The organism is Proteus sp. G2300, from assembly GCF_009915965.1.
GTDB lineage: Bacteria > Pseudomonadota > Gammaproteobacteria > Enterobacterales > Enterobacteriaceae > Proteus > Proteus vulgaris.
Window position 1 is genome coordinate 1 of record NZ_JAABNK010000017.1, and the last position, 12,958, is coordinate 12,958.

The following is a 12,958-nucleotide window of genomic DNA, read 5'->3' on the forward strand; positions in this document are numbered from 1 at the left end:
TGGATCCATTTATCATTGTCTTCTTCTGATTTTTCTTCTTTTTTCCCTTCAATCAATAAACGACTTCCTTTTAATGAAACCGATAAGTCATCTTCTTGATATCCAGGCACACTCACTGTCAGTTCATAATGGTTATCATCAATCTGTTTCAGGTTATAGGTCTGAATTGGTGATGCAATAGGCTTACTACCTGTTAACTGACTAAACAGGCGATCTATCTGATCAAAGCGGTTTGACAGTAGGTTGTCAGATAATGCTGGGAATAATGAAAAAGGTTTAATGTTAGGCATATAACTCCTCCTTCAGTATTTAGTGAATTATGGGCGGTATCTTATTTGCCCAAAATATAAATATGAACGAACAAAAATTTTTCAAGCCCTAAAAACTCATTTTTTTATCTTTAACCAACCAATATGAGATTGCAGATAGCAAAAAACCCCGCCGAAGCGAGGTTTTATATATTCAACTATTTAATGCTTAACTCATTTGAGCTGTCATCACACTTTTGCAAAAGATACATTTTGCGCCGTGTGGATTGTTCACTGTGACATCAAATTGTGATGTTCTATATTGTGAACCACTACAACAAGGGCATTTAAAATAGAGGCGAATAGTAATAGCGCCTTTAGAGAGCCACCACGTTGCCTGCTGCTGGGCCTTTCATACCATTTTCCATGGTGAATGAAACTTGTTGGCCTTCCGCTAATGTTTTGAAGCTATCACTTTGGATTGCAGAGAAATGTACGAAGACATCTTTGCTGCCATCAGCTGGAGTAATAAAACCAAAACCTTTACCTTCATCGAACCATTTTACTGTACCAGTCATTGTATTAGACATAGAATTTCCTTTAATTGATTTAATTTGCCATAAGGCATATGCGGTTTGTTTTGTATTTTTACTTATGGGAATTAATTAGAAGGAATTCACAATGAAGAGGTATCGAGGATAACGCTAAACGGGAACAACTTTAAACTTACTAACATAAATAGGTCTGTACTTCCAAACCAGTGACGCTATTAAGCCATAGAAAAATTCAGATAGCAAACTTTATTTTGAGGGCCTATTTTTTCTTATGTGGAACACCCTCTAGATAACTTTTTCTATTTAATTAATGTATAAACATGATCATCAAAAATAACATCACCTATAACATAATTATTCTTAAGAATTTCAGTAAGAATAAAACCATTTTTTTCTAATACACGTTCAGATGCTATATTTCCAGCAGTAACAATAGCTTGAAATTTTTTTAAGCTAGCCAACTCAGGTAAATTTAATAATTGAGCTAAAGATTTTGTCCCTATAGACTTTCCTGTTTTTTCTGGAGATAGGATATAACCCACTTCTGCGATTACTTCTCCACCTTGATAAATAAGTCTTAGCCCCGTCAAACCTAGACAAGTATTATTTATTTTACTGCGAATAACAAAACATAACCAATGTGATGATGATAAGTTCCATTCGGGTAAACGACTATTAAATGCTTCTCTGATCTGCTCTTTCGTCATCAAGACTGAGATAAATTGCATGGCCTTTTCTGAACCATATAAACGACTAAAAAAAGGCCAATCATCTTTAGTTATTTTTGTAAAAACAAATTCCATAAGTATCCCTAATAAAATATTTTATATCACTATAACTCCCTGCATACTTAACAATCAATAAATACTAAATAAACTCAACAATAAATATTATTTATTGAAGTTAAAATAAAAAATATTGATATTTTTATATAAAAAAATAACATTACTATTGTATAGTTGTTGTGTTTTTTTCTTATTTAGATTATTAATAATAATGTCATAGATGCTATCAGATCTCACTTAACTTTGTTGTTTTATTTGGTAGATATGTTCTCTTCATTATATGATTGATGTGCGTATTTCTTAATCCATCTTCTCAGATGGATTTTTTTTACCCTTACAATTTTGAATAAAAAAACATAAAGAGCACATTATTTCAATATTAAAACAATTTGATATTTATTTACTGCATATCAATAAAATTTAATAGATATCATTGCGATTTGTAAGTTTTTACAATATAAAAAAGCCTCATAATCTTTTTTCCTATGTCATTATATATAACTCATTTCCCCCAATTCACCTTGGGGGATTTTTTTATCAAAAATAAAAGTTTAATAATCAATAATTATTGTTTTACTTACAACAAACCTTCATAAAAAGGGTATAAATGGTTATTAATTACACTCTATAACTCAACTTAATATTTATACACCATCCTTATAACAAGTCCTCATTCATATAATGAGAGACTGTCCAAAAATGCCCTTAAGCCAGCCGTTTCATAAGTATCTTAATTAATATTTCCATACGCTTAGTCACTCCAAAGAAGCGTCCATTGATGCTAGTGTGAGTGAATTATAAGTGAAAACATAAAGCTTAATTTTAATTAATGAATTAGCGTGTATCATGCTTTAAGTCATCACCACAGCTCGTTGCCTTTTTATATCAGAGAGCAGTTTTTGTAACTCAGAAGTTTGTCACACAGGTCGTTCTATGTACTGATAGTGCATGAATATTTATGTCTTACTCAATATTCACACTTGCCTTTTTATACGAAAAAGGTCACCGAAGTGACCTCTATAAGAACGCTAAATGATTTTCAATAAAACTAGTGATAATTAACCAGCTTTGCAACCACTCAATACTGGTTTATCTTTTCCTTCAACTAAATCGGCATTATCACCTTTAGTATAAAGCTTATAGGTGTAATTTTTATTTATCGCCTCATAATTTGCACCAGAAGCCATTTTCATGATTTTCATTGGGATCATTTCATCCATTTGATTAATAATCGCATAGCTATCTTTTGCTGTATTTACATAGATAACTTCCATCACTTTATTATTTTCACATACATAAGAAATTTTAGTTATCTCATCGGCATTATCTGCCATGACAAAACTAGAAGACAAAATACCTACAACAAAAAAAACACATCTAAATAAAAATTTCATATAGTCTCCTAAATATCATTAAGTTAGCGTTTATAGAGTATTCATTTACTCTTTATTAATTTAAAAAATTCTACCTGAAACTCTAATGGGATTTATCCAATTTATAAAATTGAATATTAATCAATTAATTGTCTTTTGTTGGCCCCATACAACGATTATTATGACAACTAGCGAATCCTGCTATCGCTTTATTTGAATATATTCGAGTAAATTTGGGATGTGTCCAAACATTAGGTTGAACATATAACCTAAAGCTTTTCCCCGTTGTGTAGTAATAATGAGCTTGCTGAAAAAAGTGCTCATAAGAAGAAGCCCAATCTGACTTATTAGATACTGCACAGGCGATAAATTCACCACCATAATTCATGGCTTTAACACAAAAATATCGACCATCTTCAATTTTTCCCGAATTAAAATCAGTTAACGTAACATTAGAATAATATTCAATATTATGACTTAACGTATCTGTGGCAAATGCCGTTGGTGTTAATAATAAACAGGTAAAAAACAGACTACGTAATAACATACTGTTCCTTAAGAAAATAAAAATAAAAAGCCTCTAATCCAGAATAATATTTCATATTATTTTTTATTCTTCGCTGTAAACAAAGCTACAGTACCTTGGACATGTATAGAGATGTCATGAAATAAAGAAGAAAGTATTTCTTCCAAAGAATCTACCGAATCAGAATAATTGCAAAAAATACCTTTTTTGTTGTAAACAGACATTAATTTTTTACCAAAAAAATTATGCTTAACTCCCTTACCTAAAATTGTTGTGCCATATAAAACCCCTTCTTCTGTCAGTAGATACCTGATATTCTCTATCGCTTTTTTCTTCTCTCTCATTGTTCCTGGTAAACAATGTAGTAAATAAAACAAGGAGATAGAATTATAAGATGCATTTAATTCATTAGAAAAAGGATGAAAAATATCATGCTGGAGGCAATTTATTAATTTATCACCAGGTATATACTTTTTAGTATGTTCCAAACTGTGGAAGTTAAGATCAGTCAGTGAGATTTCTTTTATATAATTTAATGATTTTTTTAAATAAAATCCCGTTCCAACACCAATATCCATATGGCGATCACTGAGATAATTTTTAAAATGCGGAATTAGATATTTATTCGTATCACAGTGCCATGCATAGCTATTAGAAATATTAAGTACCCACCAATCATATAGCTTCAATGACACAGGTGTATATACTTTGGCTCCATCATGTGTACTTAATGTCATACAATACCCTATCATAAAATGACTATTTTATTTTTTATCTATTGTATGAATAGTTGAAAATACCGAATAATGACTCAGGAAATATTTTTAATAAAATTATCTACCAAATCATTACTTACTTTAATTTTTATTAATCATAAAAAATTTTTCATTACTAGATATTATCAATAATTACAATAAGATATAATTTATTGTTCAATTTTTTCAAATAAACCTCAGTAACAACTAGCAATCATCACTTACCTTTATAATCTAAATATGATTAAGTAATAATACTATTAACTAACTTGTTCTGGTGATAGTTATGTCTTGCAAACACAAAATTCCTCTTGGAAAAAATGTGTTAGATGCCTCTCAAACACGGATTGAATGGTTGTTTGATACTTTTGAACAAATCTCTCTCTCCTTTTCTGGAGGTAAAGATTCTACCGTTCTTTTTCATCTTGTTGCCGCTGAAGCAAGAAAACGGCATCGAAAATTCAACGTCATGTTTCTTGATTGGGAAGTGCAATACTCTGCGACCATTAACCATGTTACAAACATGAAATCTTTGTATGAAGACTGTACTGAGCGATTTTACTGGATAGCATTACCTATCACGACGGAAAGCGGGATCTCACAATATGAACCCACATGGACAGCATGGGAACCTGGCAAAAAATGGGTAAGACAACCGCCTAAAGATGCCATTACTGATCCTGGTTTTTTCCCTTTTTATCATCCAAATATGATTTTTGAAGACTTCACACCTGCATTTAATCAGTGGATCACAGGAAATCATCGTAGTTCAGTCATTTTATTAGGAATTAGAACTGATGAATCATTAAATCGCTTTATTGCTATTAATAACAACAAAAAACTACGTTATGCCGATGACATCCCATGGACAACGGCATCACCCGAAGGTTTTTATTATATGGCCTATCCTATTTATGACTGGCATGTAAAAGATATCTGGACATACCTTTCACATTTTAACCTGCCCTATAATTCTATTTATGATCTAATGCACCAAGCTGGAGTTAGTTTAAGTCAAATGCGTATTTGTGAGCCATTTGGTCCTGAACAACGCAAAGGGCTATGGTTATACCATGTTTTAGAACCTGAGACGTGGAGTCTCGCCTGTGAACGAGTGAGTGGTGCTGATGCAGGTATGTTATACACTCACCCTCGTAATAAATCAGGTTTTTTTGGGCAACGCAAAATTAGCAAGCCCGCCCATCATACATGGAAATCTTACGCCCACTTTTTACTAGCGAGCTTACCAGAACAAACTGCCGAACATTATCGAAATAAAATCGCAGTTTATCTCCATTGGTATGCAGAGCGAAATTACCCAAATGGAATACCGGATGAACAAGACGGTGATACTAGCAGTAAACAAATCCCGTCTTGGCGACGGATCTGTAAAACTATTTTACGTAATGATTTTTGGTGTAGAACATTAGCATTTAGTCCTACCAAATCACACTGTTATGACCGATATTGCAAACGGATACAAGAAAAACGTAAAAATTGGCAGTTGATTTAACAAGAGGTGAATATGACTATTGAAACAGTATTTTCTTCGCTAAAAGATTATCTACTAAAACTAAATGATGAGCAAAAAATCGAAGCTATTAACAAAATCAAACTATTTCTTCATCAAATTAGTCCGTTCAAAAATGAACCTATAGATTGTGTTCTTTGGATAAAGCAAAATCAAGTCATAGCAAATGACTACAATCCTAATGTTATGTCTCCAACAGAAAAAAGATTACTCAAAACCTCATTGATAAAAGACGGTTATACTCAACCCGTTGTAGTATTATCTGCACAGCAAAATAAAACTAAACAATTGCAATGGCAAATCGTTGATGGCTATCATCGTTATCTATTAAGTAAAGAAAGTGCCTTAAAAAAACGAATTAATAATTATTTACCAGTCACCCTCCTTGATGTTAAAAATCACACAATGTCAGAGCAAATAGCAACAACTATTCGTCATAATCGAGCAAGAGGACAGCATCAAGTCGCAGCTATGTCAGATATAGTTAGAGATCTATCCCGATTAGGATGGAGCGATAAACGAATTGGTGATGAGCTAGGTATGTCACAAGATGAAGTATTACGCTTAAAACAAATCAGTGGGTTAGCAGAATTATTTTCAAAGCGCCATTTCTCAGAAGCTTGGACAGTAAAATAAGAAATAATTGTTTTCTACCGATAAAATCATCCCCCCGCATAGCGGGTGGTTTTATGCTTAAGACGCTAACCCGACTTAAACTGGCTAACATCACAATAAAAAACCACCGAAGCGAGATTTTGTATATTCAACTTTGAATAACGTCATTGCCAGTATGGCTATAACAAAACGTCAAAACTCCGTAACATCATAATAGGATTTGTATTTTATTCCTTCCAAATAACTAATAAGACTTAAGGCTATAGTAATGGCACTGGTGTTACTTAATACAATTGATTTTCGTTTTAATTGCACTTAAAATCCTTTTTATTAAAAAGTATCATTTCATAAATATAATTATAAGATAAAAACATAATGAAAAAATTCGATATAGATAAAATAATGAACAACTTATCGAACAAAGATATAAAAAAATAAATCAAACTTATAACAACCAAGCCAATAAAGAAGAAAGTTTTAAAAAATGGTTCTTTGACACATTTATCTTTGATTGTATCTTATTTGAAGGATTATTTATTTCACTTACTATAGTTTTCATTTGCATAATTACATCAGGATCCACACCTCATTTATTCTATTCATTCTTAGTTTTAGTTTTTATTTATTTCACCATGAGTTTAGTAATTACTATCTATGATTGCATTAAAAATAAAATATCACTAAATTTATTCTTTAGAGTAAAGAAAATTGCAGTAATGACCTATATAATGAAAAAATGATCTATTTTTAATTAGAGCATTAATCTAATTTATTGAATATTTTCACTAGCTGATTCTTCGTTATTATATTTTTTCAATATTAGGATCAGTTTTCCCATATTATAGCCTAAAGTAGTGAGTAATATAGGATTGCTATGAACACTAAATTTTCGCTTAAAATCTAATGAACTCCAACGAAATAAGCGAATACCTTTGCTGGTAAACAACCGATCAAAATGTGTTACTCTATAAGTTCTTCCGCCCATCGTGACGGGTAAATGAATAATACGATTAGGTGAATCATATTAAATCGCCTTTTTACTAATAATTCAGTATCAAAGGCAAGCTTAGAGCCACAAAATAAATACAAGCTTCCATTTGGTTTCAATACTCGCCAAAACTCAGTTAATACGTCATCTAGCCACGCTAAGTATTCTGCTTCATTTGCCCATTGATTATCCCATGCGCAAGATTTAACCCGAAAATAAGGGGGATCAGTCACTATCAAATCAATACAATTAGTGGGATCCAACTCCCACTAGCACCAAATTTGATGGGTCAGCGATAGAGTAAAACCTTCAAAAACAATAAGTTATATAAACCAACAGAACTACACACTGACAATAAAAAGACTTTAAAGTGCACGAGAAATGCACGTGCATTTTAAAGTATAGAAAAGCTCGCTTCGGTGGGCTTTTTTAGTTTCAATAGCCAAGCAAATACATTCATCCTCTTCAACTTTTATAGCATATTCATCATAAATTATTGCTAAACCCTAGTCGAATATATATAAGTTTTACAATTTTTTCTTAAGAATAAGAATACAAAAACGAGTGAAATCTACTGCCATAAAAAAATTATCTAATAAAATCAGTTGGTTACTCTTTTGCATAAAAACTATTTAATAACAATGTAATGAGTCTCTAAAACCTATTATTACAAGGTCATTTTTAGTAAAAACTATCATATTTAATTAGCTCTATTAATCCTATATATGACTGGTTTAAAATAATACAAAATACCTATTCTAAAGAGTTTAAGAGGATCAGTATGAAAATACTCTTAATTGAAGATCACGAAAAAACAGCCAATTGGGTTAAAAAAGGGCTAGAAGAAGCTGGATATACTATTGATATTACGAATGATGGTCGTGATGGCCTCTATTTAGCATTAGAAAATGATTACAAATTGATTATTCTTGATATCATGCTTCCCGGAATGAACGGTTGGAATATTTTAAAAATATTACGTACATCAAAGTCAGTCCCTGTAATTTGTTTAACTGCAAGGGATGCTATAGATGACCGAGTTAAAGGATTAGAATTAGGTGCAAATGATTACTTAGTAAAACCTTTCTCATTTTCAGAATTATTGGCAAGAGTCAGAAATCAATTGAGAGTTCAACAAAATATTTCAACAATTATTGAAATTGCTGACTTAAAAATCAATTTATCTCGTCATGAAGTAGAGCGTAATAATATACAGATCCCAATGACTCGCCAAGAATATTCTTTATTACTTTTTTTTGCTTTACATATTAATGAAATATTACCTAGGACATTAATTGCAAGCGAGATTTGGGGAATTAACTTTGATAGTGATACTAATATTGTAGATGTTGCTATCCGTCGTTTACGAAAAAAAATTGATGATGGATTTGAAATCAAATTAATCGAAACGGTTAGAGGAATGGGATATAGGCTAAATGGAGTCAGTAATGAAAACAAAATCACTGAGATTTAAAATTATCTCTTTATTTATCATATTAATGATTGTAAATGCAGGTTTTATGTCTTTAACACTTTATCAATCGCTTAAAAATGAATTAACATCTCGTGATAATACCTTACTTGTAAATCGTGCAGACCAATTAGTAAAGTTAATTAATAGTGGAATTGATATCAAAACATTACCTATCTATTTTCAACGTATGATGGATATGCAACAAGATATTATTTATATTACGGATGCTAATAATAAAATTTTAGTTGATACTAATTCAGATATTTTATTTTCAGATCATCTAAAAACTACTGATACAAAGAATATAGATTTAAACATGATTACCTCCTGGGAAACAGAATCAGGTGTCCCTGTTTCGGCTATTAACTTTACAATAGAATCACCAATAGGCGTGTTAAATGTAGTGATCGCCAAAGCATCCTTTGTGCGCATCAGTATGCTAAGCGAATATTTAAGTAAAATATTGATTATCTCATTAGCTTCTATTTTATTTATGGGAATATTAAGTTTTTGGTTAATTAAACATGGATTAAGAGATATCCGTTTTCTTAGCCAAATTACGGCTAAAACAGACATACATACTCTTAGCCAAACCATAAATATCTCACAACTTCCCAATGAACTGAAAAGTTTAGGTGACTCATTAAATATAATGAGAAAAAGGTTAAAAAATGATTTTGTAAAGCTAACTCAATTAGCAGATGACTTGGCTCATGAACTCAGAACACCAATTAACGCTATAAAAGTTCAAAATGAAATTATGTTACAACGCTCTCGTAGCGTAGAAGAATATGAATCAATTATTATTAGTAATATTGAAGAATTGGATAAACTTGCAAAAATAATTGAAAATATTTTATTTATCGCTCGTGCTGAAAATAAAAATATCATTTTAAATAGAGAAAACTTGAACTTATCGGATCTAATTGATGAAATTTATAACCTATTTTCATTTTATGCAGAAGAAAAACAGATAACCTTATTAAAAGAGCCTACAACATTAACAGTTAGTGCAGATCACTTACTTTTTACTCGCATATTAATGAACCTCATATCAAATGCAATTAAATATTCTCCCGCTAATACACAAGTAGTCACTCAATGTAAAAAAGAAAAAAATCAGTTACTGATTAGTATCAGTAATATTGGTGATGAATTGAATCAACAAGAACAAATATTTACTCGTTTTTGGCGTGGTGATAATGCAAGAACAACAGATGGAAATGGCTTAGGCTTATCAATTGTACAAGCGATTATGACATTACATGAGGGTAAAGTCAGTTACGAGCGTATTGGAAAACATAATGTATTTATTTTAACCTTTCCATGCTAATTACGCGATATGACAAAATTGTCATCTTTTTGTCAGCTTTTTTATAAAACATCTCTGCATAATTAACTTATCAATCAAATATCTTCTTAATTATGTAGAGGTAACATCATGAAAAAAAAACAGGAAAAATAACCTATCAGAAATCACACCTGAATCTGTTTTTATGATGAAACGACGTAATTTACTAAAATTATTAGGTATCGGCGCTGCTGGAATAGCGGTTTCATCCACTGTAAAAGCCGATTTATTTTCATGGTTTACTGAAGATAACAAACCAGCAACACCAAAATCATCCCGTAAAGAATTACAATTTATTCAACCTGAAGAATATCAATCTTCATTACAATTAACTCATGAAGATAAGATAATCGGATATAACAATTTCTATGAATTTGGCCTTAATAAATCCGATCCTGCTAAGTATGCACACACAATGAAAACAGAAGAATGGACATTAACTATTGATGGTGAAGTTAATCGCCCACTTACTTTAAACTTAGACGATATTAATCGTAAATTTCAATTAGAAGAACGCATCTATCGTATGCGTTGTGTTGAAGCATGGTCGATGGTCATTCCTTGGGTCGGTTTTCCATTAGCGAGCTTACTTTCTTTGGTTGAACCCAATAGTCGTGCAAAATATGTTGCCTTTGAAACACGTTATGCACCACAGGAGATGCGTGGACAAGATAGTCGCTTCATTGGCGGCGGTTTGCAATACCCGTATGTCGAGGGATTAAGACTCGATGAAGCGATGAATCCACTCACATTATTGGCGACAGGGGTATATGGAAAATCCTTACCAAACCAAAATGGTGCACCTATTCGCCTTGTTGTTCCGTGGAAATATGGATTTAAGGGGATCAAATCCATTGTCAAAATTCGTTTAACTGAGTCAATCCCACCAACAACGTGGAATCTTTCGGCACCGCATGAATATGGTTTTTATGCAAATGTTAATCCAGATGTTAGCCATCCTCGTTGGTCACAAGCAACAGAACGCTTTATAGGCACAGGTGGATTAGGCCAAGTTACAAGGCAACCAACATTATTGTTCAATGGCTATGGCGACCAAGTAGCGCATTTATATAAAGATTTAGATTTACGGAGAAATTTTTAATGCAACCAATATATGGAATAAAAGTTAAGTTATTAAAAACAATATTCCATCTTATTGGTTTATTGACTTTCACTTGGCTTATTTATGCAATTTATACGCAAAATTTCAGCGCAGATCCTTCAAAAGATATTCAGCATTTTACTGGAATTACAACGTTGCGTTTATTAATTATATTAGCTCTGATCCCTATGTTTGCCTTTTACTTAAAATTAAACACATTATTTCAAGTAAGAAAACTATTAGGATTATGGTGTTTTTTTTGGGCTAATTTACATTTAGCAAGTTATCTGCTACTTGAAATAGGTTGGGAAAATATTACTTTCTTTTTTAGCGAAGTTTTTTCCCGTATTTATCTTATTATAGGAGCTTTATGTTGGGTTATTTTATTATTGATGGCTATAAGTTCATTTGATTGGTTAAAAAATAAATTTAATCAAGAATGGAAAAGAATACATAGTCTATTTTATCCACTCTTATTATTAGTCTGTATTCATTATTTTTTATCATTAAAATCGCCGACACCAGAGCCTATTATTTATCTAATTATTATTGGATTAACTTACCTTTTTCGCTTTTGGCAACAGAAAAAAAATAAATCAACTAATATATAAAATAACCTACCCACCAATTTAATTCTAATATTATATAAATAATCTTGCTAAAGCCTCATTTAAGAGGCTTTAGCTAATTGTAATAAACTAAATAGTTGTCTATCAATTCAGCATTAGAAATACAATGATATATCCATAGAAAAATTACGCCCAGGAGCATTAACACGTTGTAAACCAAGAAGATCACGATCTATTTGATTTGTTGTACCAAATTCTGGCAGACTTCTTAATGCATCCCAAGTACTATATTTTCTATTAAATGAATTAAAAACCCCAGCACGCAATACAATATTTTTATTTATTAATACTATTGGCTAATCTATTTTGGTAATAGTTATGTCCTGTAAACGAAAAATTCCTCTTGGAATAAATATATTAGATGCAACTATAGATAGAGTTAAATGGCTATTTGATACTTTTGAACAAATCACCCTCTCCTTTTCTAGAAGTAAAGATTCTACGGTTCTTTTTCATCTTATTGCGACAATATGAACCGACTTGGACGGCTTACCGCATTCGCCGTTGCATTGGCTTGCGATAACATTCGCTCTTGTTGTACGGTGATAGCTTGAAGACTGACGCGAATACTTTACCCAAATTGTTCTGTTTAACGCTGGCTACGGTTGATCGCATTTGTGAAATTTGCCGTATTCAGCGTCAAATCAATATTTAATCTACCTAATGCTCCCGCCATAAATTCAATCCTTGGTATGAACACTACAAAAGCAAACTTTCACCCTGAATAAATGCAATATTCCTTGTTATTTGCTATTGATTTAATTATTGATAAACTGAAATTTCGAATAATAGAGGGGGTTTTATGAGACTTATTCTGGCGTTATTACTACCTTGGTTACAATTTTTCACGATTGGTCGCCCATTTGCTGGCATCTTCTGCCTTATCCTACAAATCACATTAATTGGCTGGATCCCTGCGGCTATCTGGTCGGTTTATGCGCTTTCTCAATACAATACGGATAAAAAAATTGAGAAAATGTCTCGCGGTGGTTAACGATTAAGCCCCACTGATGTGGGGCTATCGATT

General features: G+C 31.7%; 13 protein-coding genes and 2 pseudogenes. 7 read left to right on the forward strand and 8 right to left on the reverse strand.

The genetic code is table 11. The features are described from left to right. From GWI97_RS09390 to GWI97_RS09415, 7 genes are all read right to left on the reverse strand, one after another. A partial coding sequence (locus tag GWI97_RS09390; RefSeq protein WP_161681312.1) for an Hsp20 family protein occupies positions 1-290 on the reverse strand: 290 nt, incomplete at its 3' end. Positions 291-477: 187 nt separating this feature from the next. Further along, complete coding sequence (gene ymcF, locus GWI97_RS18380; protein WP_418312483.1) at positions 478-618, reverse strand: cold shock small protein YmcF; 141 nt, start codon at positions 616-618, stop codon at positions 478-480. Between the two features lie 7 nt (positions 619-625). Then, the gene (gene cspE, locus GWI97_RS09395) at positions 626-838 is read right to left on the reverse strand and encodes a transcription antiterminator/RNA stability regulator CspE (protein ID WP_004244726.1); all 213 of its coding nucleotides are present in this window, start codon (positions 836-838) and stop codon (positions 626-628) included. A 263-nt stretch (positions 839-1,101) separates the two neighbouring features. Then, positions 1,102-1,605: a GNAT family N-acetyltransferase gene (locus tag GWI97_RS09400; RefSeq protein ID WP_036937529.1), complete on the reverse strand. Its 504-nt coding sequence runs from the start codon at positions 1,603-1,605 to the stop codon at positions 1,102-1,104. 1,040 nt (positions 1,606-2,645) lie between these two features. After that, positions 2,646-2,981, reverse strand: a complete 336-nt coding sequence (locus GWI97_RS09405) for a c-type lysozyme inhibitor (protein WP_036937531.1) — start codon at positions 2,979-2,981, stop codon at positions 2,646-2,648. 124 nt (positions 2,982-3,105) lie between these two features. Next, positions 3,106-3,507: a subtilase family AB5 toxin binding subunit gene (locus tag GWI97_RS09410; RefSeq protein ID WP_052038515.1), complete on the reverse strand. Its 402-nt coding sequence runs from the start codon at positions 3,505-3,507 to the stop codon at positions 3,106-3,108. A 56-nt stretch (positions 3,508-3,563) separates the two neighbouring features. Next, complete coding sequence (locus GWI97_RS09415) at positions 3,564-4,223, reverse strand: class I SAM-dependent methyltransferase (protein WP_036937534.1); 660 nt, start codon at positions 4,221-4,223, stop codon at positions 3,564-3,566. Between the two features lie 304 nt (positions 4,224-4,527). Here GWI97_RS09415 and GWI97_RS09420 point away from each other — a divergent pair, with 304 nt between their 5' ends. Then, positions 4,528-5,754 (forward strand): phosphoadenosine phosphosulfate reductase, encoded by a 1,227-nt coding sequence (locus GWI97_RS09420; RefSeq protein ID WP_036937537.1) that lies wholly within the window; start codon positions 4,528-4,530, stop codon positions 5,752-5,754. Between the two features lie 12 nt (positions 5,755-5,766). Further along, complete coding sequence (locus GWI97_RS09425) at positions 5,767-6,408, forward strand: IbrB-like domain-containing protein (protein WP_036937543.1); 642 nt, start codon at positions 5,767-5,769, stop codon at positions 6,406-6,408. A gap of 984 nt (positions 6,409-7,392) precedes the next feature. Here GWI97_RS09425 and GWI97_RS09430 read toward each other — a convergent pair. Next, positions 7,393-7,638, reverse strand: a pseudogene (locus GWI97_RS09430) (DNA methyltransferase); the annotation flags it as partial. Between the two features lie 518 nt (positions 7,639-8,156). Here GWI97_RS09430 and hprR point away from each other — a divergent pair. The 5 genes and pseudogenes from hprR (at position 8,157) to GWI97_RS09455 (ending at position 12,925) form a co-directional block, all read left to right on the forward strand. Continuing rightward, positions 8,157-8,849 carry a response regulator transcription factor HprR gene (gene hprR, locus GWI97_RS09435; RefSeq protein ID WP_052038516.1) on the forward strand — a complete coding sequence of 231 codons (693 nt, stop codon included), beginning with the start codon at positions 8,157-8,159 and terminating at the stop codon, positions 8,847-8,849. Further along, complete coding sequence (locus GWI97_RS09440; RefSeq protein WP_087802854.1) at positions 8,824-10,182, forward strand: heavy metal sensor histidine kinase; 1,359 nt, start codon at positions 8,824-8,826, stop codon at positions 10,180-10,182. Before hprR ends, GWI97_RS09440 begins: the two co-directional genes overlap by 26 nt. Before the next feature lie 115 nt (positions 10,183-10,297). After that, positions 10,298-11,302 (forward strand): annotated as a pseudogene (gene msrP / locus GWI97_RS09445) (protein-methionine-sulfoxide reductase catalytic subunit MsrP); the annotation flags it as partial. Then, positions 11,302-11,913 carry a protein-methionine-sulfoxide reductase heme-binding subunit MsrQ gene (locus GWI97_RS09450; protein WP_036937562.1) on the forward strand — a complete coding sequence of 204 codons (612 nt, stop codon included), beginning with the start codon at positions 11,302-11,304 and terminating at the stop codon, positions 11,911-11,913. The pseudogene msrP and the gene GWI97_RS09450, both read left to right, overlap by 1 nt. Before the next feature lie 820 nt (positions 11,914-12,733). Beyond that, complete coding sequence (locus GWI97_RS09455; RefSeq protein WP_004242485.1) at positions 12,734-12,925, forward strand: YqaE/Pmp3 family membrane protein; 192 nt, start codon at positions 12,734-12,736, stop codon at positions 12,923-12,925. Positions 12,926-12,958 lie beyond the last annotated feature (33 nt).